This is a genomic window from Leptospira yanagawae serovar Saopaulo str. Sao Paulo = ATCC 700523 (assembly GCF_000332475.2).
In the GTDB taxonomy this organism is placed as follows: domain Bacteria; phylum Spirochaetota; class Leptospiria; order Leptospirales; family Leptospiraceae; genus Leptospira_A; species Leptospira_A yanagawae.
In genome coordinates this window covers 57536-78443 of sequence record NZ_AOGX02000016.1, presented here as the reverse complement: position 1 = coordinate 78443, position 20908 = coordinate 57536, and the positions used below count along the sequence as shown (strand labels likewise).

The 20908-nt window shown below is 39.9% G+C and carries 24 protein-coding genes; 6 read left to right on the top strand and 18 right to left on the bottom strand.

Features of this window, described 5'->3' with window-relative positions:
- The first annotated feature begins 57 nt into the window (after window positions 1-57).
- Together LEP1GSC202_RS10355 and LEP1GSC202_RS10350 are read left to right on the top strand one after the other, a co-directional pair.
- Window positions 58-456 (top strand): OmpA family protein, encoded by a 399-nt coding sequence (locus LEP1GSC202_RS10355; protein WP_167321711.1) that lies wholly within the window; start codon window positions 58-60, stop codon window positions 454-456.
- 33 nt (window positions 457-489) lie between these two features.
- Window positions 490-885, top strand: coding sequence for an acyl-CoA thioesterase (locus LEP1GSC202_RS10350; RefSeq protein ID WP_015677792.1), 396 nt, complete (start codon window positions 490-492; stop codon window positions 883-885).
- Window positions 886-887: 2 nt separating this feature from the next.
- Here the strand turns inward: LEP1GSC202_RS10350 and LEP1GSC202_RS10345 are convergent, their stop codons facing one another.
- Window positions 888-1274 carry an LIC_11502 family protein gene (locus LEP1GSC202_RS10345; RefSeq protein WP_015677803.1) on the bottom strand — a complete coding sequence of 129 codons (387 nt, stop codon included), beginning with the start codon at window positions 1272-1274 and terminating at the stop codon, window positions 888-890.
- Here LEP1GSC202_RS10345 and queG point away from each other — a divergent pair.
- Entirely contained in the window at window positions 1273-2244 is a 972-nt protein-coding gene (gene queG / locus LEP1GSC202_RS10340) for a tRNA epoxyqueuosine(34) reductase QueG (protein WP_015677683.1), read from the top strand. The genes LEP1GSC202_RS10345 and queG overlap by 2 nt on opposite strands.
- 121 nt (window positions 2245-2365) lie before the next feature.
- On the opposite strand, the gene thiE is transcribed toward queG, so the two are convergent.
- From thiE to LEP1GSC202_RS10295, 10 genes are all read right to left on the bottom strand, one after another.
- Window positions 2366-2998, bottom strand: a complete 633-nt coding sequence (gene thiE / locus LEP1GSC202_RS10335) for a thiamine phosphate synthase (protein ID WP_015677787.1) — start codon at window positions 2996-2998, stop codon at window positions 2366-2368.
- Complete coding sequence (thiM, locus tag LEP1GSC202_RS10330) at window positions 2988-3791, bottom strand: hydroxyethylthiazole kinase (protein ID WP_015677651.1); 804 nt, start codon at window positions 3789-3791, stop codon at window positions 2988-2990. The genes thiE and thiM overlap by 11 nt, the downstream gene beginning before the upstream one ends.
- A 21-nt stretch (window positions 3792-3812) precedes the next feature.
- Window positions 3813-4208, bottom strand: coding sequence for a response regulator (locus tag LEP1GSC202_RS10325; RefSeq protein WP_015677777.1), 396 nt, complete (start codon window positions 4206-4208; stop codon window positions 3813-3815).
- Window positions 4209-4213: 5 nt separating this feature from the next.
- On the bottom strand, window positions 4214-4345 hold the full coding sequence (locus tag LEP1GSC202_RS20395) for a hypothetical protein (protein ID WP_015677642.1): 132 nt from the start codon (window positions 4343-4345) through the stop codon (window positions 4214-4216).
- 58 nt (window positions 4346-4403) lie between these two features.
- Window positions 4404-5159 (bottom strand): type I methionyl aminopeptidase, encoded by a 756-nt coding sequence (map, locus tag LEP1GSC202_RS10320; protein WP_015677768.1) that lies wholly within the window; start codon window positions 5157-5159, stop codon window positions 4404-4406.
- A 3-nt stretch (window positions 5160-5162) separates the two neighbouring features.
- Entirely contained in the window at window positions 5163-5366 is a 204-nt protein-coding gene (locus LEP1GSC202_RS10315) for a hypothetical protein (protein ID WP_002978419.1), read from the bottom strand.
- 11 nt (window positions 5367-5377) lie between these two features.
- Window positions 5378-8608: a SpiroCoCo family coiled-coil protein gene (locus LEP1GSC202_RS10310; RefSeq protein ID WP_015677682.1), complete on the bottom strand. Its 3231-nt coding sequence runs from the start codon at window positions 8606-8608 to the stop codon at window positions 5378-5380.
- Window positions 8609-8691: 83 nt separating this feature from the next.
- Complete coding sequence (locus LEP1GSC202_RS10305; protein WP_015677656.1) at window positions 8692-9327, bottom strand: hypothetical protein; 636 nt, start codon at window positions 9325-9327, stop codon at window positions 8692-8694.
- A gap of 31 nt (window positions 9328-9358) precedes the next feature.
- A complete protein-coding gene (locus tag LEP1GSC202_RS10300) occupies window positions 9359-10006 on the bottom strand; it encodes a hypothetical protein (protein ID WP_039928790.1) in 648 nt (215 codons plus the stop codon).
- On the bottom strand, window positions 10007-11263 hold the full coding sequence (locus tag LEP1GSC202_RS10295; RefSeq protein ID WP_015677664.1) for a 1-acyl-sn-glycerol-3-phosphate acyltransferase: 1257 nt from the start codon (window positions 11261-11263) through the stop codon (window positions 10007-10009). It abuts the gene before it with no gap.
- A gap of 47 nt (window positions 11264-11310) precedes the next feature.
- Here LEP1GSC202_RS10295 and lmtA point away from each other — a divergent pair, with 47 nt between their 5' ends.
- The 3 genes from lmtA to LEP1GSC202_RS10280 are packed head-to-tail and all read left to right on the top strand — an operon-like array spanning window position 11311 to window position 13220.
- Window positions 11311-12072 (top strand): lipid A Kdo2 1-phosphate O-methyltransferase, encoded by a 762-nt coding sequence (gene lmtA / locus LEP1GSC202_RS10290; RefSeq protein WP_015677711.1) that lies wholly within the window; start codon window positions 11311-11313, stop codon window positions 12070-12072.
- Window positions 12073-12079: 7 nt separating this feature from the next.
- Complete coding sequence (locus LEP1GSC202_RS10285; RefSeq protein WP_015677808.1) at window positions 12080-12343, top strand: hypothetical protein; 264 nt, start codon at window positions 12080-12082, stop codon at window positions 12341-12343.
- Window positions 12344-12365: 22 nt separating this feature from the next.
- Window positions 12366-13220: a hypothetical protein gene (locus LEP1GSC202_RS10280; protein ID WP_015677741.1), complete on the top strand. Its 855-nt coding sequence runs from the start codon at window positions 12366-12368 to the stop codon at window positions 13218-13220.
- Here the strand turns inward: LEP1GSC202_RS10280 and LEP1GSC202_RS10275 are convergent.
- From LEP1GSC202_RS10275 to LEP1GSC202_RS10245, 7 genes are read right to left on the bottom strand one after another with little or no spacing between them, the layout of a single operon-like run.
- A complete protein-coding gene (locus LEP1GSC202_RS10275; protein ID WP_015677652.1) occupies window positions 13183-14211 on the bottom strand; it encodes an AAA family ATPase in 1029 nt (342 codons plus the stop codon). The two genes, LEP1GSC202_RS10280 and LEP1GSC202_RS10275, sit on opposite strands and share 38 nt — an antisense overlap.
- Entirely contained in the window at window positions 14208-15629 is a 1422-nt protein-coding gene (locus tag LEP1GSC202_RS10270) for a phenylacetate--CoA ligase family protein (RefSeq protein WP_015677704.1), read from the bottom strand. The genes LEP1GSC202_RS10275 and LEP1GSC202_RS10270 overlap by 4 nt, the downstream gene beginning before the upstream one ends.
- A complete protein-coding gene (locus LEP1GSC202_RS10265; RefSeq protein ID WP_015677782.1) occupies window positions 15622-16173 on the bottom strand; it encodes a hypothetical protein in 552 nt (183 codons plus the stop codon). Before LEP1GSC202_RS10265 ends, LEP1GSC202_RS10270 begins: the two co-directional genes overlap by 8 nt.
- A complete protein-coding gene (locus LEP1GSC202_RS10260; RefSeq protein ID WP_015677705.1) occupies window positions 16148-17794 on the bottom strand; it encodes a vWA domain-containing protein in 1647 nt (548 codons plus the stop codon). Before LEP1GSC202_RS10260 ends, LEP1GSC202_RS10265 begins: the two co-directional genes overlap by 26 nt.
- On the bottom strand, window positions 17795-18733 hold the full coding sequence (locus LEP1GSC202_RS10255; RefSeq protein WP_015677679.1) for a hypothetical protein: 939 nt from the start codon (window positions 18731-18733) through the stop codon (window positions 17795-17797).
- A complete protein-coding gene (locus LEP1GSC202_RS10250) occupies window positions 18730-20307 on the bottom strand; it encodes an AAA family ATPase (RefSeq protein ID WP_015677809.1) in 1578 nt (525 codons plus the stop codon). The genes LEP1GSC202_RS10255 and LEP1GSC202_RS10250 overlap by 4 nt, the downstream gene beginning before the upstream one ends.
- Entirely contained in the window at window positions 20304-20885 is a 582-nt protein-coding gene (locus tag LEP1GSC202_RS10245) for a hypothetical protein (RefSeq protein WP_015677745.1), read from the bottom strand. Before LEP1GSC202_RS10245 ends, LEP1GSC202_RS10250 begins: the two co-directional genes overlap by 4 nt.
- Window positions 20886-20908: the final 23 nt, after the last annotated feature.

Below are 20908 nucleotides of genomic sequence, written 5' to 3'. Positions count from 1 at the left end.
ATCTTAGTTAGTTTGCCTTTTGTTTTTTATTGGCTTTGGCCAAAAAACGGAAGAAGAATGGGACAATCTGGATCTAAATCGTACAAATTGTCCAAACTGAAACAGGATTCATCCAAACCGTTTTCAGTAGAAACAGTAGTCTACTTCGATGCAGGTAGTTCCGAATTGGCACCACACCAAATACAAAAATGGAAAGATTCAGTTTTGGTTTATTTATCACAAACGTTAGATTCTGTCACCTTGATTGGGTCAGCCGATACGACTGGGAATTTGGCAAAAAATCGAAGGCTTGTGAAAGAACGGGTGCAAGGCATTCGCAAATGTCTCATCGATTGGGGTGTGAATTCAGAAATCATTTTTTGCCAATACCTTGAGCCCATCCAAGGGCGAAGTCCAAAGGAAAGAGAACAATTTCGTTCCGTTGTCATCCAATGGAAGGGATTCGGTTCGGCGTGACAAATTTGATCGATTTGGGAATTTGTCTGAGAGATGATCCGAACTGAAATCCAAATTCGATTTAATGATATGGACCCTATGCGAAGGGTAAATAACGCCAGTTATTCGGCATATTTAGAATTGGCACGACTCGATTTTTGTAATCGATATTTATCTGTTCAGGAACTAGAAGACATTCCGTTTGTGATGGCTCGTGTGGAAATGGATTTGGTTGCATCTGTTTTGCCTGGGGATTCCATTTACATCCACACTTGGGTTTCCAAAATTGGGACCAGTTCTTGGGAATTTTCTTACGAAATCAAAAACCAAAAAACAGATGTTTTGTATGTCAAAGCCAAAACAGTGCAGGTGTATTTTGATTACCGTGCCCAAACCAAATTACCAATCCCAAATGAATTCAGAATTTGTTTAGAAAAGGAAATGGGATGAATCTAAAACAATTCTTTAGAATCAAAATGTTTCCATTCCCAATGGTAAGCGGATTTATCTCCAAATTGAATGCATTCGTCTAACCAATTCGATTGGGGCTCTGGTTTTAGGGTGGCATAGGTTTCTGATATCGTGCGAATCAGTTCTTTGTATTCGGGGAGGATTTCTGGCAAGAGGGGGTCAGTTTCTCGGTTGAGGAGTCGTAAAACGGATTGGATCAAAGCAAAGTAGATCCCTTTTTTTAAGAGTTCAGGTAAATCATTTGGTAAAGGAACCAGTGCTTCCAGTTTTTGGAAATGTGGGATCAGTTTTGGCAACTGGGCCAACAAATGGCTTGGCAATTGGCTTTGGATCGTTGTAAGGTACAGTTCATTCTCTTTTTCTGCCATGACCACTCACTCCCCATACCAATCTCAAATCAAATCCCTCTGTACGAAAGAAGGATTTTCCTTTGTGGGGTTTACAAGGGCAATGCTCCCTGAAAAAGACCTTTCCTTTTTAGAAACATGGATTTCGGAAAAGAAGTTCGGGAATATGGACTGGTTTGCCAAAGAACATGCCATTGCCATTCGCAACCGATTTGAGAATTTGGGATTTGTTCCCAGATCTGCAATTTGTTTGGGGTTTGTCTATCGTTCCAGTGAAGGTGAAACTCTGCTTTCCCAAATGGAGCGAAAGGTTTCTAGGTACGCACTCGGAACTGATTACCATATTGTATTAAGAAACAAAGGGAATCGGATCATAAAGGAATTAAGAAAAATTTTTCCAACAAATCAATTCCGCCAATCGGTTGATAGTTTGCCTATCGCTGAAAAAATCCTGACTAGGGAATCGGGTGTTGTTTGGCAAGGGAAACACACCAATCTCATCCATCCAAAGTTAGGGTCCTATTTTTTTCTCTCCATCATCCTCACCGATTTAGAGTTAGGTGAAACACCAATTGAAGAGACTACCACCGACCATTGTGGGAGTTGCCGGCGATGTTTGGATGTCTGTCCTACAAATGCATTGGAGCCATACCAATTGGATGCTTCCAAATGCATTTCCTACCTTACCATTGAAGATAGAATGGAAAATGAAGTGACCGAATCATTTTTGGAGTGGGACAGAAAGGGTTGGGTTTATGGTTGTGACTTATGCCAAGAAGTTTGTCCTTGGAATGAAGGGATCGCCAAACGGAACCAAGTCGAAACAAATGAACCCAGTTTTTTGCCGAGAGAGTTTTGGAACGATCCCTCTTTTTTATCCAAAGAGTTTTTATCAGAGGAAGAATTTAAAGGATACTTTGAGAAAACTCCCATCGAACGGATTGGTGTCTCCATTTGGAATCGAAACCAAGTGGAAAAAAAGGATTCTTAAAGATGGATCATCTCTTCACGTGTAAAAAAATGATGTAACCTTTTTAAAAAACTTCGGTGAAGAACGTTTACGTGTTTGTAGTAATCCTGTTTTTCCAAACGATTTCGTTTAGTGAAAGGCTTTAAAATAATTTTTGTAAGGCAGTCGTTGCTTCTTTTGGGTCCTTTGCCGAACAAATCGCACTAACAACGGCAATCATATCGGCCCCCGCTTGGATCATATCTTTTGCATTGCCAATGTTGATGCCTCCAATGGCCACAACAGGTAGTTTTGTATTTTCTCTTAGCCAGCGAACGCCTGCTAAACCTAGGGCCTCTTTGGTATTGGTTTTTGTGGGTGTATCAAATACCGGTGAAACTGCCAAATAATCCAAACTTGGGTTTGGGTTTTCTTTCTGTAAATTTTCCCAGTCCTCATTTGTTTCGATCGAAAGACCAATGATCGCATTTTTGCCTAGAAGTTTTCTTGCGTCTAACCAAGGTAAATCGGATTGGCCTAGATGCACCCCATCGGCCCCAGATGCCAAACAGATGTCCACTCGATCATTGATGAGGAGGGGGACTTGGAAGGGTGTGAGGATTTTTTTTAAATGGATGGCAAGTGTCAAAAATTCTCGGGAAGAGGTTTCTTTTTCCCTCAGTTGGACAAGGGAAACTCCACCAGAAGCGGACAATCGTACCACTTCTTCTAACTGGTGGTGGAGGCAAAGGGGTCTATCTGTTACCAGATACACCCCGCGGAATTTACTTTGCATTTAATCTTTGTTTGATGGTATCTGCATTCAGTTCGTAGAGGGCGTCAAGGAATGCCACTTGGAAACTGCCTGGGCTCGAGGTTTTGGATTTCGCCAACTCTCCCGCAATTCCCATCACCGCCATCGCAGAAGTTGCGGCGCGGAACTGGTCTTTTTGGACTGCAGCGAACGCACCACAAAGAGCAGAGGCGGTACAACCAAGGCCCGTGACCTTTGTCATGAGAACATCACCATTGGAGATTTGGGCAGAATCTGTACCTTTTAAGATATAATCGGTGGCACCACTGATCACAACCACTCCACCTGTGACCTTGGATAAGGATTTCCCTGTTTCGACTGCGGACTCAGATGAGTCTGTTGCATCCACTCCTTTGGTTTTTCCTGATGATGAAAGAGTAGATAGGATTTCGGAGGCATTCCCACGGACGATGCTTGGGTTTCCCGCATCTAAGATCCTTCGGATTGCCGCATTACGAATGTTACTTGCACCTGCTCCCACAGGGTCGAGAACCAATGGTTTTCCTAGTGAAACAGCTTTTTTGGCTGCTTTTTCCATACTTTGGATCCAAGGTTCGGACAAAGTTCCAATATTGATGACAGTTGCCGAACAGATTGTAACCATTTCTTCCACTTCTTCGATGGCATGTGCCATAATGGGAGAGGCACCGAGAGCAAGAAGGGCGTTTGCTGTGTTATTCATCACAACGTAATTGGTAATATTATGAACTAAAGGGACTTTCGAACGCAAAAGTTCTAAATCTTCGATGGTATTTTTTAAAATGTTTTGGGACATACGGAGGTTTCCTAGGAGAACCTAGGCAATCTTCGTTATCGCGTCTTCTACTTTTTTGATTAAATCCGATTCAGACCATGGTTTGTTTAAAAAACTATGTAGGTTTACTTCCCCTTTCAATTGGTTGAGGGAATGTTCATCAATGTGTCCGGAAATAATGATTTTTTTAATGTCGGGGTAGGTTTTGTGGACTTCGCGTAAGAACTCATCACCACGTTGGTTTGGCATAAGCCAATCCGAAATGATGATGAGGATGTTGATGCCTTCTTCGGCCAATTCTTCAATGATGGACCATGCCTCTTCCGTATTTTGGGCAGTTTCATAACGGTACTCGTTCCCAAAATGTTTTTTCAATTGAGACTTCAAACTCATCAAAATGATTTGTTCGTCATCGACAAAGAGGATGGCACGGTTCATCGAAATTATTTTCCGTCGTGAGGGCACTCAATCAATTTGTCATGGCCTGGGCAGGAACGTTTTTCCTTTCCTGGGCAAATGGCAAACATCGATGTAGTGAACAAAAATACGCTAAGGATAGCAACAGCAATCTTCATAAGATAACCTCTCTTCAAATTAGACGATAGATCCCTTGCGAATGCAAGAACCTTTTCTTCAAACTTTTGTTAGAATTTCATACCCTTTGTCGGTGACAAGGATGGTATGTTCGAATTGGGCAGATAATTTCCCATCTTTTGTGCGGACGGTCCATTTGTCAGAACGATCAAAATTCACTTCCCAAGTTCCCAAATTCACCATTGGTTCTACGGTAAAGATCATACCGGCTTCCATTTTGGCCAATTTACGAGGGGAGCGAAAATGGGGCACTTGTGGTTCTTCGTGGAAATTTCGTCCCACTCCGTGGCCCATCAGGTCTCGCACAATCCCATACCCAAGTGGGGTTAGAAAATCATCAATGGCATTCCCGATGTCGTCAATGCGGTTCCCTGGTTTGATTTGTTCAATCCCAACCAACATCGCTTTTTCAGTGTCTGCAACAAGTTTCTCAGCTTCAGGAGTGGTTTTTCCACCTACGATGAAGGTTTTGGAAGTGTCTCCAATGTAACCATCCACAATGGGCGAAACATCTAAGTTGACAATGTCTCCGTCTGCAAGCACGTCTTCTTTTTTCGGAATTCCGTGGCAAACCACTTGGTTGATGGAAGTGCAAATCGATTTTGGGAATCCTTTGTAACCGAGAGGGGCATAGCGGTGTCCATTTTTTTTGGTAAATGATTCCGCAATGTCATTCAGTTCCAAAGTGGAAACACCCGCTTTGACGAAGGGTTCCAAATAAACAAGGAGTTCGGCGGCAAATTTTCCCGCCTTCCTCATCTTTTCAATTTCTGATTTGTTTTTGATATAAATCACGGATTAGAAATCAGTCGACCGAACCGTTGTTCTTTTATTGGCAGAAGTTCTTTCGAGAGCTTTGTCGATCAAACGGTAAATTTCTTCGTTGATACCATCGATGGCATCCCCGGAAGTCATAAAACCCTTACTTTTGATGTATGCTTTCACTTTGGAAGTGACAATAAGGGATTCTTTTGACGTTGTTTCTGTTTGTTCTTCGGACATGGATACCTCGGTTATTTCTTTCTAACTCCGAGGATGGTATCCACAAGGGATTTTTCAATATTTAATTTTTCGCTAATTGCCTCAGAAGACCACTGGTAGTTGTCGTGGAGGCTCTGGATGGTCGCTCTTTTTCGCTCAACTAAGGGATTTCCCGAATTTCTGCGGTCCATTTTGGGTGCGGCGCTTGGGTTTTGCATCGCTCCTTGCACAATGTCCAAAAATTGGGAGAGTTTTTCGAAGGTTTCGTCTGCTTCGCCGAGGAGGGATTCCAGATCGTCTTTGGTATCCCGTGTGGATTCCTTGAGGTCTTCCAAACGTTTTTGGAGGGTAAGGATTTGGCGGTGGCGGTCAGAAAGATCCCCGAGCAGTTCTTCAATTTTGTCAAATTTACGTTCAACGGAATCAATCTGAGCCTCTCGTTCCACAAGGAAGGAAGTGCGGTTCTCTGCTTGGCGGATGGTTTCTGTGAGTTCTTTTTCCCGTGCTTCCACCACATCGATTTCACGGTCGAGGATGTCGAGACGGGCTTGCAGTTCCCGTGCATTGTGTTTTTGGCCTTCCAAGTTTTCTACCAAATGGAAAACAGAATCTTGTGACTCTTGGAGTGAGGATAAAAAGGATTCAATTTTTGCCTGTTCTTTCGAAAGATTTGCCACTCGGGTTTCGATGGATGTTACTTCTGTTAGGCTTTGTTCGAACCCTTCCATGGTTTCTGTTACATGGACCAAATTGGAGGCAAGGATTTGGATTTGTTTGTCAATGTCTTCTGATTGGAACTGCGCTTCTTTTAAAGTTTCCAATTCATTTGCAATTTTAGATCTCAACTCACTGAACTCAGAAATTGCGGATTGCACTAGTTCCAAGTCTGGTTTGCCTTTTTCAAGGGAACGGAGTGCTTCTGAGATTTCTTCCACTGCCTTGTTTGATTCGTCTGCAATCTGTTTGGCGGAAGCGAATAGGTCTGAATGTTCCTTCACGGTTTCCAGTTCACTTGAGAGTGTGAGAATTTCTTCTTTGAGGTTCTCGAGTTCGTTTTGGAAACCAGACAATGTTTCTTCTTTGGTTTCGGTGAGTGATTCCAAACCATTTTGGATTTCAAATTTGAGATCATGGAACCGGTTCAAACTGTCTTTTAAGAAATCTTGGCTTTCTTTTGCGATTTCTTTGAATGATTTTTCGTAATCCCTTTGGTAGGTCTCAATTTGTTTTTTCGACTCGTCTTTGGAACGTTTGATACTTTCTTCTAAGTTGCGACGAACTGTGTTTAGGTGGTTTGATATTTTTTCTTCCAATTGGCCAAGTTGGAGATTGCCTTTATCGAGGAGTTTTGTCAATTGGTGCGAGATTTTGGAATCAATCGTTTCATTCAAACGATCCATTTTTTCTTCTTGTAGGTTGAAGAAAGATTCACCCGATTCTTCTAAGTGTTTGAGGATTCGTTCCACTTCGCTACGTGCTAGTTTTGCTTCGTCTTCCAAACGAGAAATACTTTCTTTTGTTTTCGATTCTGCTACCGTTTCCAAATTGGATTTTGCTTTTTGGAATTGGTTTTGGAATTCACCAAGAAGGTCTGCACCTTCCACATGGATTTCTTTTAAGCGGTCTTGGAGTTTTTCGATGCTGTAGTTTTGGTCTTCTCGCATCTTTCCGAGTTCGTCTTCCCATTTGCTCACAAATTGTTCTAAGTTGGCATTGGCGATGCGGATTTTCTCAGTCACAATTTCTTCGGATTCTTTGGCTTTTTCTTCTGCGGTTTCTAAAATTTCATGAGCCGATTCACGGAGTGCGGACTTCAATTCTTCTACATATTCATCCACATCTTTTGTTTGTGCAGTGATGGTTTCATTCAATTCTTTCACTTGGGACTGGATGGACCCAAGGTCTGATTCCATATCCTGTTTTTGGATTTTGAAATCAGAATGCATCCTTTCTTCTAATTCTTTTTTGAGTTCAAAAAGTGAAGTTTTGATGACCATTTCTTGGCCCGAACGAACCGTTTCTAGTTCACGGTCAAATTCCTTTAACTCTTGTAATGCGCTCTTTTTGAGAGTGGTTGCTTCTTCTCTCAGTTCTTCAGAAATGCGGTGGAATTCTTCTGAAAATGCTTCGATTTCACGGATGAGTTCTTGTTTGCGGATGTCTGCTTGGCGCAGGAGTTTATTCTCTGCTTCTAAGTATTTTTCTTGGAATTGGATGATGGTTTGGTTGATTCCATCTGCTTGTCTTCTTGTTTCATTGATGATGTCATCACGTTTGGAAAGTGTTTCCAATGACAAGTCTTCAATTTCACGTTTGATGGCATCTGTTTCTTGGTTAAGACCCTTCATAAAGGAATCTTTGGTATGGCTTACTTGGTCAACGATGGATTCAAAACGTTCTTGGATTTTTTTCTCAAGTAAAGAAACTTTTTCTTCCACTTTGGTAGAAGCTCTTTGGTATTTTTCTTCCAACCTTTCATCAAATTTATCCACTTTATCAGAAAGTAAAGATGATGTGTCTTCAAATTTTGTTAGGCGAACATCCAAGTCACCTTGCGCATATTTCATGGATTCAAGTAACAAATCCATTTCTTTTCGCGCGTGGTCAAGTCGGCCTGCAGTTTCGTTCACCATCACATCGGCATGGGTTAATAATTTTTCTCTCGCAGTTTCTGCAATTTTGGATAATGATTGATCGAGGAATTCAGATTTGGTTTCGAGTAGGCTTTCGAGTTCCACCATCTTTTGGGCAACAGATTGTAAAATTTCATCACTTCGTAAGTTCAATTTGTTTTGGAAAGTATCGAGCATCGAAATGGATTCGTTATGTAGCGCTTCCATATCTTCCGATACTTCACGTAACTCACGTTTGTGGGAGTTGATTTGTGAGAGTCCTTCTTCCATGTATTGTTTTTCTCGGCGGACTTGGTTACTCAAATCTTGGATTTGTTCCATTTCTCCCGAGAGGGAAGAAAGGTAATCCTTACTCGCTCTGATTTTTTCGAATAGGTCTCTGGATTCGGCACTTAACGATTGGATATCTTCTGCAACTTTTCGGGATTGTTTGACAAGGATGTCGAGATCAATCCCTGCATCCTTTACCATTTGGATCTTTTGCAGGGCGACTCCTTGCATTTCTTCAGTGAGTTTTGAGGCGTAACGTTTCAGTTGGGACAATTTGGTATTGGATTTGTCCAAACGACGGAGTCCGATGGTCACGGCTACACTCGCCAAAAAAGGCAATAAAAAGACTTCTAATCCCATTTTCTCAAAGATCCAATAATAGTATTATGTCGCATGAAGATGGTTGAAGGAAACCAAGTTGAGATTTTTTTCGCAAGCCTTTTTTAATTTAGAGAGAATTCACCGATTTGGCGCCAAAAACGGGTAAAAATTTTGGCTTCTTCGGCTTCCAAATGGGCTAACCTTTCCGTAGCCTTTGGATCCAAGCGGAACATTTCGGCACTCATTTCGGACAGATGGCCTTCTTCTTCCAGAATGAGGTTGGTTAGGCGGATGGGAGAGCCCGAAGCGTCCAAAATTTCATCGTACGCATTGTAAACGACCATGGCTCTTTTTTCGATCACGGTTGTGGTGTACAAATAGGCAAGGTAGGTGAAGGTTTTTTCATCAGGGAAAGCGGAACGAAGGTTTTTACGGACGAGGCTGTCTAGTTTTGCGAAATAAATTCTTGCCGCTGTCCCTCGTACAAGTGAGGAATTTTGGTACCCAGAACGAAACTCTGGTTGTATGGTCCTTGCGGCCTTTTTAAAAAAAAGAGCATGCCTTGCTTCTTCTGTGGCATGGCGTAAAATCATTTCGGATGTATCTTCGCTTGATTGGGTGAGGAGGATCTTTCGGGAACCAATGTGTTCGAGTAGGGAGAGTGTATTCAGCCATAGGGCATGGTTTGTGTTGTTGGATACAATCGCTTTTAAAACCTGAGGGATGGATTCATTGGAAGTGAGAGTTGGAATGCCCATACATCCAAGTTGGAAAACCTAAGATTCTCTGCTAGCCTTTCTTTAGAGGAATGTTCAGTTGGGCGATGGTTTCTCCATCTTCGTGGTAAATGCGAAATTGGTCTGTGGGAAGTCCCTCACCTTTCAAAAGGATGATACAAAGGGCGATTCCAATGCCTTCTCCTTCCGAGTTGTCACCTCTCTCGATATAGTATTCCATAATGTCATTGTAGTTTTGTGCGTGTAAAAGCGAGTTCCTGATTTTTTGCATTTCCCCACGTACTAACATCGAGTTGTTGCGGATATCAAATTTGATTTGTGTGTCGCCATGTTCGATTTTGACACGGACATATAAATTTTTTTCGCGTGCAAGTGGTTCAAATGCATTCCCCCTTCCAGACAAAATGAGGCTTTTGTACATTCTGACACCTAACTCGTAGTCGGCTGGGGATTGGATGTCCAATTGGTTTTCCTGGAAAAACAAACGTTTGAAATTGGCTTTAAATCCATTTAAAATCAGGTCTTTGACAATGGTGAAAAGAATGGCTGATAAGTTTTCAATTTTGTATTGAATGGCGAGGGAATCAAGTAACTGGACTAAATTTTCATCTAAATTTTTGGAGGCACCAAAGGTTGTAAATTCCAATGGGCCTGGTGTTTTTAACCAGTCCTCAATCTGAGATGACAACAATTGTTCCATTTAAAAAATATATTGGCTCGGAAACAGTGCGTTCGATTTGGATTTTTCTTCCACAAGCATCGTTTGTAACTCATCTCTTAGACGTTCTGTAATTGTATCAAGTGTTTTCTTTTTGTCTTCCTTATACGAACCAAGGTATTCATTGATCGTAAATGGTTTTCCTAGTCTAACGATCGCTTTGTGGGGCCTTTGTTTGGTTTCACCAAAGATTTCGTTTTCGTATCGGTATAAAAATTCATACAGTCGTTCTGCACTTGGCAATTCTTTGATATATGCAGTTTGGATGGAAATAAAATCGTATGCTTTTGTCGCCGCATTCCTTGCCCACCTTGCCATCTCCAAACTTGGTAACTCACCATTTGGATCTGGGATCCCTACCGAAACCATTTCAAGAACACTTAGAATCTTTCTGAGTTTTTCAATGGCATTGGCATCACCATCCCACTTTGGAATTTTGGCTTTCCTTGCAATATTATCTAACATGGCGTGGCGCATACGACCCAAACGATAATCAAAGTCATCTGCTTTGCTTTCGTCAACGGGTACTCCATATTCTTTTTCTTCTCGTTCCATCATCCGTTTCCCAACTGATAAAAATCGGTGCACGATGTCTTTTCCAGATTTGGAGATTCCGAGTCTCCCCTCCATTTTTGTAAGGCTCTCGTCGATGTCTTTTTGCATGGATTGGATGGAATTGGTCATTCGGTATTTGATGAACGTTGGCAATACCCAAATGGTAGCATTTGGATCTTTTTTTAGAGCATCTTCTAACCCCCAAATCCCTAGTTGTGCCACACCTGGTTGGAAGGGGAGTAAGGTATCATTCATCCCACTCGTTGGTTCCCCTTCCGGAAATAATGCCAGTTTTCCTTCAGGATTTGCTAATATATTTCGTGAAGCTTTGAGTGATTCCCTGTCAGGAGCACCAGCTAACACGGAGTATGCACCAATGGATTGGATAAAATCACCTACAAATCCATACCCCCATTCAAAAACTTCTCTTGCGGCCATATAATGAAAACGAGAACCCATGATGTTCGCGGCATGGAAGGCGATTCCTGGTTCCTTGGTTGTGGGATGATTGGAAATATAAAGAAGGCGTTCTTTTTGAAATGATTTTAATGTTTTTTCGTCATTTTTTGAGATTTCAATCGAATCGATATTATGTACCAATTTATTGAGCAGAGGCAGTGTCAGATCGGTAAACCATAGAGCAGGGAGATTGAACTTTGCAGGAATAAAGGATTTGATTGACATAAGACGAATGCTGACAGCTTAATCAAAGGAAGCAAGTACGATTTAACATGGCACTTATAGAAGAACTCAACCAACAAGGCAATTTTCTTTTCCGATGGCGCTCCTACATTCCTGGAGTCATTTTGTTCCTTTCCTTACTGTATTTACCCTATGTTCCTTTTTTCCAAGGGAACTATATGTCCAATTTATATTGGCTTACTGGTGCATTTGTAGTTAGTTTAGCGGGATTATTTGTGCGATGTTTCACCATCGGTTACACTCCCAAAAATACATCGGGACGCAATACCAAACAACAAGTAGCCGATGTGGTCAACCAATCAGGGATTTATTCTCTTGTTCGCCACCCTCTCTATGTTGGAAACTTTTTGATGTACCTTGGACCAGTACTGATCCTTCGCGACTTCGCATTCGCATTGGTTTATATCATGTTCTTTTACCTCTACTATGAAAGAATTATATTCGCAGAAGAATATTTCCTCCGTGGAAAGTTCAAAGATGCATATTTGAAGTGGGCGGACAAAACTCCTGCATTTATCCCACGTTTGTCGGGCTATCAAAAACCAAATTTAGATTTTTCCTTCCGAAATATCTGGAAACGAGAATACCCAAGTTTATTTGGAATCATTGTTGTGTTTACAGTCTTTGATCTCATCCAAATTTACTTCCAAGAACCAAACCTTCGTGTGGTAGACATCACAGGAATTTGGAAACCTTTTCATACTTGGTTTTTTGGATTCGGACTTATATTTTATATTGTGACAAGACTAATAGTCAAGACCACCAAACTTCTGGAAGTCGAAGGACGATAATTTTTTTATGAGCCGATTGTCCAATGGTTGGAAAGTTCCAGAATCCTTAGAAGAAAAAAAGGAACTTTTGGAATCCTACCAAAACACCGTGAATGGTATGGAAAGTGAAAATCCACTCACCATCTTTCGCGAACATATGGACAACGGCCTTTTGTTCAAAGCTGGGTTACAAGATGCGATGAACCAACTCACCACCTTTGCCAATTTGTACATGAGCATCCTTGAATTAAAAGAAGAAATCAAAAAACAGTCTAAAGGAAATGGAGATTGAGAACCAACGGAAAGGTTAAAAAATGGAAATCAATTCCCTTTACGAAGGAAAAACACATTTCGGTAAACTAAGCAAAGAATCAAAATCGTATCTCACTCCAATTCACAAATACATCCAAGACGAGTTCCCATCAGGGGACCCTTGTTTACTCACCTCCCAAATCCCGTATCCCCAATTGCAGAAGGGAATGGCAAAGATTCGCAGTAAGATTTATGAAAATCATTCCATTTCAAAATTCCTGTTTCCTATCCTCGATGAATGGAATCTTGATCCAAATGATGTGTATTTGGATTTGTTGCGCCTTCGATGTGTTCCCAATGGATTCCATCAATTGGAGGGAGCAGAATCAGTTCAGTACATCCACCGTGACCCTTGGTATGCCAATCCCGAAAACCAAATCAACCTTTGGCTTCCGATCACAAAAGTGGAGTTAGGTTCTGGGTTTTCCTTGTATCCTTTTTATTTTAAGAATCCGATAGAAAATAATTCCCATTCCTTTGATTATCGGCATTGGATGGAAACAGGTGGTTTCCAAACGAGTTATCATCATCCAAAAATTGGTGAAAAAATATTTCCAAAACCTAGCAAACCAGTTTCAGATCCCAATCCTCTTTCAGTAGCAGGAGATTTTGGTGATTATTTTATTTTTGCATCCCACCACTTACATGGAACAAATGATAACACACAAGGGCATTCTCGTTTTAGTTTGGAAGTACGTTTAGTGATCGGAGAACATATAAAAAATAAGATAGGTCCTAAAAATATTGATAATGGATCGAAAGGGACCACTCTTTATGAAATGAAACAATTGGTGACCGGGGAGGTTTTACCGACTGAGGTCATTGAATCTTTCGTAAATCAATCTGGGCTTTCGTAAATGAATTGGGAACGATCGGCCATTCTTTGATTTGGTTTACATATTCGATTGCAAGTTTTTCCCTTTCTAAAAAATCCCCCTTTATCATATAAAAATCTCGTTTCGCTTCTTCCATCGCCTCCAGAAATCGAGCTTTCATTTCCTCTCTTTCTTCACCTAAGTCTCGTAATTTGTCCTTTTCCCAAGGAATGTCGATGTCTAAAAATAAAGACGCATCATACTGCAAACCAAGTGCCCGTTTGGTGAGCCAAGGAATTTCTGATCGGTAATACCTTTCTAAATATACTTTTGTTGTAAGCAAATCCGTATCTAAAAACAGAATGCCATTCGATGTTTTTGAGGCTTCTATCTCTGACAAAAGATGTCCTTTTGCAATCGGCAAAAAATCGGTTTCGTCCATAGGAGTTGGTTTTTGTTCTAAATATTCTCTTGCAAACTCTGGGATCCAATTGGTTTCAAAATGATCGGCAAGCTTTTTTGCTAATGTGGTTTTCCCAACGGACTCACTCCCGGTGAGTACGATTCGTTTGACAAAATAAGGTCGGATTGGTTCAGGAATGTAGACCCAGTTTTGTAATGGTGATTCTCGAATTTCTGTTGCAGAGATCGGGAATTCTAATCTGCCAATGTCAATCGGTATATGTTTACACCCTAGAACGGATGCTAGTGGGTCGCCATACAATTCTGAAGTGAACACAATATCGATGGGTTGATCGGAATGGGATACAATTGTTTGTTTCCAAATTTCCCAAAAATTGGGATGATCTTCTGGGTATTGTGGGTTTTCATCCTTCACCCAAACTAATTTTATATTTGGATCTGGGATTAATGCTTTCATCCATTCGAAGCGGAGTTCTCCAGGTATGATCTCGCGTTGTAAAGAACAAATAAGGACTGTTAGTACATCACATTGTTTTTTGGCTTCTTTTATGAGATGAAGGTGGCCTTTGTGAGGTGGGTAAAATTTACCAAGAACAAGTCCGTGGATCATCCGTTGGCCTCAGTTTGGATTTGATACGAATTGATATATGCCAATTGCTTTTTCCCATCTAACGGAAAATTGGTGGAAATCAAAACATTGGAATTTTCACCAAAGAGTGCTTCTAATTCTTTTTGTAATTTATTTTTTTCGATCTCCCAATAAATTTCATCATTTTTGATTTCCGATTCTAAAGAGATTCGGCATTCCCATTCCTGTCTTTTGGTTTGTTCCACTTGGAATTGGAATATGAATGGTTTTTTTCTAAGGATCCTTCCAACATCAATTGGATTGATGGTATCCCCATTTGTTTTTTGAAAGTAAACGGGTTTTCTACCAGATAACAGACGTAAACGTGGAAAATGGTCTCCGCAAAGACAGGGGCCAAATTCAATTTCACCAAAATCACCTGTTTTATAACGAAGGAGTGGTAAATAAGGATTCCTGCCACCAGTAATCACAAACTCTCCAATGTTGCCAGTGGGGACTGGGAATCCAGACTCTTCCGATAAAACTTCCAGATATAAATCATGGGGGAGAAGGTGCATCCAATTTGGATGGATGGGGCAAGAATATGCGATCGGTCCAGTTTCGTTTAACGAATAAAAGTTGATCACGGGGCATTGGAAGAATTCAGTTAATTTTTCTCGTAAAGCAGGAGTTAACTCTAAAGCTGTGGAATGGATGGCTTCAGGTCTATATTGAATCCCCATTTTCATTGCGGATTCAAATGCATAAGGATCGCCAGTTAGGATTTGAGGAGATGATTCTTTGAGGAAGTTTTGTATATCCGAAGTCCTTCTCCAGGAGTTAGGGTGGATGTTGATTTTAGCAAATTTGGCTCCTCCCGCCAAACTATGACAAGTGGCATATTCGATGGTTTTTTCCTGGTAACAGAGTTGGATGGCAAAACTGGACTTCGGTGAATGGATGGGTTTCACTCCAAATTTTTCTACACTGTATTCAATCAGAGGTACATAACACCCGATCGCTTTTGGATGGTTTGGTGCAAGAATAGGTTTTCCTGTTGTTCCCGAAGTAGGATTGATGACCATCTTGGATAAATCTATGTCCGAAGGTATGATTTCTGTGATGTGTGATTGTAAATCATCTCTTGTTGTCAGTGGAATCGATTCAAATTCATCTTTAATTTTAAGTCCATACAAACGAGAGCGAAAAAACTCTGATTGTATGCGGTAATCTTCAATGTATGAAAGAATGGATTGTTTGGTTTGGTAGTAGCCATTCTTTTTTGCATGAATCAATTCTTTTTCGAAGGATTTCACAAATTGGTAATCTCCTTCAGTAATCTTGTCACCAATTTTTGCATTCCATTTTGGTGCGTAATGGGAAAGGATCATTTTATTTAATTCCTCTTCCCATCCTTCACGTAAGAGAGGAGTTGTTGTTAAATCCAAAGTTTTACTCACGGTTATACTTTGAGGCAGCTTCTTCCTCTTCTTTTAATTTCATTTGCCTTAAGATTTCTTTGGCTCTTTCTTGTGCTTTTTTTGTTTCGTCTAAAATGCGGATACGCTCTCGTGAATCAATGGAAAGATAACGGTCCCTAAAATATTCTTTTGTTTCATTCTCTGGAAGAAAACCAAGTGAATGGAATAAACTTCGAATCAATTCCTCGGCACGTTCTGCATCGGTTGTCCAAGTATTGTAATTGGGGACAAGTTCACATAATATTTGTAAGGTGTTTGTTAAGTATTCAAATAAGGAATCTTTGGAAAAATCTGGAATTTGTGATTCTTTGTCATACAAAAGATTGGCTAAGATGATGTGAAGTGCTTTTAGATTTTGATTGGTGATAGAATCAAAGGATTTTGGGAAAACAGTTGTTTTTCCTTGGCCTGTGCGTAAGAAAAAAACGTCAAACCACAAAGCATCTAATGATACGGAAGGCAAATCCACCACATGGAAGGCTGTGTTTAGAACTTTTTTAACGTAATGTCTGATTTCTAACATAATTCCTTTCTACGAAGTCCTTACTAAACTGAATCAAGTCAGTCCAAGTTTTGATCGGATAAATCTCCCAACCACTATGTTGTAATTCATTCACAACTGGATTGTTATTTGGTTGGTAAAGTTGTAAGACCATTGACCCTCCACCACCTGCCTTTTCTAAAGCGTTTTTCACAATGGAACGTTGGTCACGAGGGTAATTTTGAGTGAACATGGTATCAATCCCGTCATCGGAAATCACAAGGATGTGTCGTTTTCGTTTTGGTTTTTCGTTGTAATCATCTTCCAAAAGTTCTAAGGGAAAACATGTCCCTCCGCCAAAGTAACCTGTGAGTACTTTTAAGATTTCCTTTTCATTTTTAATAAAACCATTTGTAACTAAAAATTCTTTTTCTCCAGACCATAAGGTCACTCGAACACTACTACCAGTTTTTAATGCAGATAATGCGATGATGGCACCTGCTAAAGTTAAGTAGGATAAATCCGTTTGTGGATTCGGCATGGAACCAGAACAGTCAACAAACAAGTCTAAGTCGATAGGGTTTAATTTGATTTCATTGGATGTAGTTTCGCCATACACATCTTCTACAGTAGTATAACCTGGAATGATTACAGGGCTTTTGATAGTGGACTCAAGCCAATTGATTTTATCAATCGGAGAACCAGGATCCCATAAATCATTCCCTTCTAAAATTTCTTCCTTTGCACCAGGTGTGATTAACTCAGGGAAAGGAACAAGATATGGTAAGGCCTTATCTTTGTAGTATCGGTATGTGATTTCAGAAATATCAGCATCAATTCCCATACTCTTACAAATGGTTGAATATTCAGAAGGTGTAAGAGAGTGTTTTGAACCAGTGATTCCCTCCATAGGAAAAAGTTCTGATGAGATTTCCACCTCTGTGATTCCGGAGGGAGGGGTCATCCCTTTCCCAGCTTCTAATGTATCTAATAATGATTTGATGAGTTTGGATTCCGATTCTTGATTTGTTTCAAAAAAATAGGGAAAACAGATACTTGCAAAATCAAACATAGCTTTTGCCCAATCATTAGGATAGTTTCGAATCATTCGAGAGACAAGAGCCGCATCCGATTGGATTTGGTCACTTAACGTGCCTTCGGTGAGAGTTCCAGAAGGAAGAACCCATAATAATTCATAGGTTCTCATATAGAAATTCCAGAATAAGTCCTTTTGTTTTCCTAATTTTTTATACACCTCTTCCATTCTCAGATTGTTTTGTCTTTTAAGATGATCATTGATAAACAAATCTTCGTAAACATTTACGATCATAGGTGTTAGGTGATTATAACGAGGCATTGCTAAGTTTGTGATGTAAACCAATTTTGCTTGGTCGGCCAAATCCCCGGGACAGTAGACATGGTGTCCAATTTCGTGGCCTAAAATTTCCAATGCAAAATCTTCGAGTTTGTAGTGTTGGATTTGTCTCACAGACAATAGGACGCGGTGGTCTTTTAGGCGAATGGCTGCAAACGATGTAGTTAATCCTTCCACTTTCTCTTCGGATTCTGAAAACAAAAACTTAGCAGGAGTTAGTTTAACGTAGTCACTCCATAGTTTGAGGGCTTCATCCCATTTCGATTCCCAAACCTGGACAAAATCCACCTACGTTCTCCCTTTATAAAACAAATACAATTGGTAAGAATTGCTTAATGTGATGATTGCATAGGAATCCTTTTCGATTGAAGATGTAACGAAGTTAGGATCAAGTTTTTGTTTGATCATTTGTTTCCAGAAGTTTGAGGGCTTATCACTCACTTTCGTAACGGAAATAGGTTTTTCTATTGAATAAAGGCTTGTTCCAAATTCATCTACAAAGAGTTGGAACCAAGTTTCTCCGGAAGATATGAGTAACCTTTCCGAATCGAAATAAAGAATCGGTATTTTTTGAAAATTGCCACCAAACATGGTGTAACCGGGTATGGAACGAAAATGAAAGTTTGGTTTTTCTGATTGGTTTTCTTTTGGAACTAAAAAAGGAGATTGGATGGAAGTTTCATCAATTCCAAACAGATTTTTGATTTCTGTTTTCAATGTTTGGTTAAGGTTCTGAAAAAGAGATAGTAAACTTTCTCTATATTCTGGTTTACCACTGGCCCAAAATAATAAACCTAATACTAGTTTTACTTCCTCCATTGTTTGGATTTTGGGTAATACAGAATGGATTCGCTTGAGAAATAAATCTTTTTTGTCTGTTTCCAGTTTGGAAAAAACGTTGGCAAAATAAGAAAAGAATAATACTGGAGCTTTTTTTACATCGGGATGAATTTCTGAAATGATTTGATAAAATTCTAAAGCAGATTGGTTTTGGATGGGCAAAACATGTTTAGAGATCAAAGTGACCAAGGTTTCGAATAGAGTAACGATTGTTTCATCATCCATTTCGTTTTCTAAATTTTTGAGTATAGAACCAAAAAATAGTTTTAGATGATGGGCCAAATCCTCCTCAGGGAATTGAAGGTTAGTCCGTTTTACGGAACGGACAATTTGGTTACAAACATCTTTGTGTTTGAGTAGGATGGATTTCCAGTAAATGGAACTCATACATTTGATTCCACCCATTTCAAATAATTCGTATACCGTTGGTGGAGGTATTTTAAATTTAATAAATCGTCAAACATGTGGCCGTATAATTTACGTTGTTTGGAAATGGATTCAATTTCTTTTTCAATTTCCACAAGCCTCTGTTTTGTGTCTTTCGCTGACAAACCCTCTAATCCTAACTCAAATATTTCAGTGAATTTTGTTATCTTATCATTTTTATCAAGTCCAAGTCGTTCGTATTCACTTAAGGACAGGGTAAATAGTTTGCGAATCCAACTTACGCGGTCACTTCTGTAAATTTGATTTTCAGCTTCTTCAAAGAAAGGAGAGTCGATGTTTTGCACCAGTTTGTCATGGAGTACAAATGGCAAAACATGGCTTAAGTCATCTAATGTAACTTCGTTAAGTCCTCGAAAGTATGCGAGTGCTTTTGCATAATTGATACAAGTAAAAATAGCCCTGACACTTAGTCCGTTTTTTGTTTGAGAACCTATGTCTTTGATTTTGTCTTTTCCAGTTTCAAGAGATGACAATCGACTAAAATCAGAAGCACTGAGTTTTGCTGTATCTTTGGTTTTATATTCTAATTGTTCACCGGCATACTCCATAAATTCAAACTGTGATGCAAAAAATTCCATCCTCCGTCTAAGTCCGGCCGGGAATTGCACTTGTTTGATTTGTTCTGTGACTGATTTCATTTCCTCTTCAGTAAAAATGATCTCTTTGGGAACTAGTGATTCTGGTTTGTAACCTTCTTCCACTCTTTGGATTAAGTCTTTAATAAAACGTGTGTTAAAGTGTGGTGCCTTAACTACTACGTCGATTCGATCACGAAGGGCTTCGATGACTTGGTAAGTCCCACCACCTGCATCATCATTGGCGGTTAGATACCAAGCGGCCTCTGGGCATTCATATATTTGGTCATAAATTTCTGCATAATTATCTCCCATGATGGTGAGAAGTGCCGATTGAGTTCTAGTGGGGATACGATTGTATTCATCAATGATTTTCACTTGCATCCCAAGCCATTTGCGCCAAGCAATTTTGATTTCATCCATGGATTTGGCCTGCATCATATCACTTGGCAATGGGTTTCCTAATAAGTCAGTGATGGTCATTTGTGGTTGGCCATGTTGGATGGACCTTTTGATTTCTTTGATGGAATATCCTGCCAGGATTCCCATTAGGATGGCCGATGCTGTTTTCCCACGTCCTGGTCCACCAACTAACAAACATTTTCCTTTTACGATGAGTGAGATTAAAGGGAGTAAAACAAAACTCGAATAACTTTGAGCTGTTGGAAGTGTGATGGTAGATTTGGAATCTCCAATCGAAAACTTTAATGGTGGAGTATCATTGTATTCGATGTCGTAAAATGGATTGATGATTGCAAAATTAGTAATCCAAAAATAGGCTTTCCTTAATTTTTCGTCCAAATTTAAATTTTGAGTGTCTCCTATTTTTAAAGGGAGAGGACCTTCTTCTAAAATATGTGAAATGTCAAATTTTCTTTCCTTACCCTTGTTTGGTGGTATTGTGGGAGAAGCCGAAAGTTTATTGGGAGTGGTTGTCATAAAACCTCTTTCAAACTCACTTCAGCCAAACATCCAGTTTCCGCATCTAATTTGAATTCTGGTGTTAAAATATAAATATTTTTGGGATATTCACTTTCGATTTGAAATTTCGGGAGTTTGTTTAGTGGAATGAAAATTTGATGTTTCCCTTTTTCTTGGAACGAATACACAAACGAAACTATGTCCTTTGGCATTCGGAGTTCTTTGTCTACATTGATGCTTTCTCGTAACAAAAAACGTAGTGTGAAGGGAGGGATAAAGTCATTTGGGCATGCTTCAACCATAAGGGATTCAAATTTTCTAGGTTGGAATGCATTTCCATCCCAAACATGTGAGAGATGCAATTCTAAGAAAAAATCAAAATCGACTGGTGAGTTACGAATCTTTCTCCAAACTGTGGACGGATTTTTGTCTAATAGAAACGAAAGCCCAGTGGATGCAGTTACATCTTCGATGCGAAACGGTGGATTCTCTTTGTAACGGTTGATCTTTTTGTTGGTTCCAGAATACAGAAAGTAGTTTCCAAAGAGGATACAAACGACACAAAAAAGAATCGGAAAAACAATCACAGGTCTCATAGAAAGAAAAACTTATGTTGAAT

Bases quoted from the DNA above. Each gene is read 5' to 3' on its own strand.
- LEP1GSC202_RS10355 (WP_167321711.1), top strand. From the start codon at position 58: ATGGGACAATCTGGATCTAAATCGTACAAATTGTCCAAACTGAAACAG.
- LEP1GSC202_RS10350 (WP_015677792.1), top strand. From the start codon at position 490: ATGATCCGAACTGAAATCCAAATTCGATTTAATGATATGGACCCTATG.
- queG (WP_015677683.1), top strand. From the start codon at position 1,273: ATGACCACTCACTCCCCATACCAATCTCAAATCAAATCCCTCTGTACG.
- LEP1GSC202_RS10345 (WP_015677803.1), bottom strand. From the start codon at position 1,274: ATGGCAGAAAAAGAGAATGAACTGTACCTTACAACGATCCAAAGCCAA.
- thiE (WP_015677787.1), bottom strand. From the start codon at position 2,998: ATGCAAAGTAAATTCCGCGGGGTGTATCTGGTAACAGATAGACCCCTT.
- thiM (WP_015677651.1), bottom strand. From the start codon at position 3,791: ATGTCCCAAAACATTTTAAAAAATACCATCGAAGATTTAGAACTTTTG.
- LEP1GSC202_RS10325 (WP_015677777.1), bottom strand. From the start codon at position 4,208: ATGAACCGTGCCATCCTCTTTGTCGATGACGAACAAATCATTTTGATG.
- LEP1GSC202_RS20395 (WP_015677642.1), bottom strand. From the start codon at position 4,345: ATGAAGATTGCTGTTGCTATCCTTAGCGTATTTTTGTTCACTACATCG.
- LEP1GSC202_RS10315 (WP_002978419.1), bottom strand. From the start codon at position 5,366: ATGTCCGAAGAACAAACAGAAACAACGTCAAAAGAATCCCTTATTGTC.
- LEP1GSC202_RS10310 (WP_015677682.1), bottom strand. From the start codon at position 8,608: ATGGGATTAGAAGTCTTTTTATTGCCTTTTTTGGCGAGTGTAGCCGTG.
- LEP1GSC202_RS10305 (WP_015677656.1), bottom strand. From the start codon at position 9,327: ATGGGCATTCCAACTCTCACTTCCAATGAATCCATCCCTCAGGTTTTA.
- LEP1GSC202_RS10300 (WP_039928790.1), bottom strand. From the start codon at position 10,006: ATGGAACAATTGTTGTCATCTCAGATTGAGGACTGGTTAAAAACACCA.
- LEP1GSC202_RS10295 (WP_015677664.1), bottom strand. From the start codon at position 11,263: ATGTCAATCAAATCCTTTATTCCTGCAAAGTTCAATCTCCCTGCTCTA.
- lmtA (WP_015677711.1), top strand. From the start codon at position 11,311: ATGGCACTTATAGAAGAACTCAACCAACAAGGCAATTTTCTTTTCCGA.
- LEP1GSC202_RS10285 (WP_015677808.1), top strand. From the start codon at position 12,080: ATGAGCCGATTGTCCAATGGTTGGAAAGTTCCAGAATCCTTAGAAGAA.
- LEP1GSC202_RS10280 (WP_015677741.1), top strand. From the start codon at position 12,366: ATGGAAATCAATTCCCTTTACGAAGGAAAAACACATTTCGGTAAACTA.
- LEP1GSC202_RS10275 (WP_015677652.1), bottom strand. From the start codon at position 14,211: ATGATCCACGGACTTGTTCTTGGTAAATTTTACCCACCTCACAAAGGC.
- LEP1GSC202_RS10265 (WP_015677782.1), bottom strand. From the start codon at position 16,173: ATGTTAGAAATCAGACATTACGTTAAAAAAGTTCTAAACACAGCCTTC.
- LEP1GSC202_RS10255 (WP_015677679.1), bottom strand. From the start codon at position 18,733: ATGAGTTCCATTTACTGGAAATCCATCCTACTCAAACACAAAGATGTT.
- LEP1GSC202_RS10250 (WP_015677809.1), bottom strand. From the start codon at position 20,307: ATGACAACCACTCCCAATAAACTTTCGGCTTCTCCCACAATACCACCA.
- LEP1GSC202_RS10245 (WP_015677745.1), bottom strand. From the start codon at position 20,885: ATGAGACCTGTGATTGTTTTTCCGATTCTTTTTTGTGTCGTTTGTATC.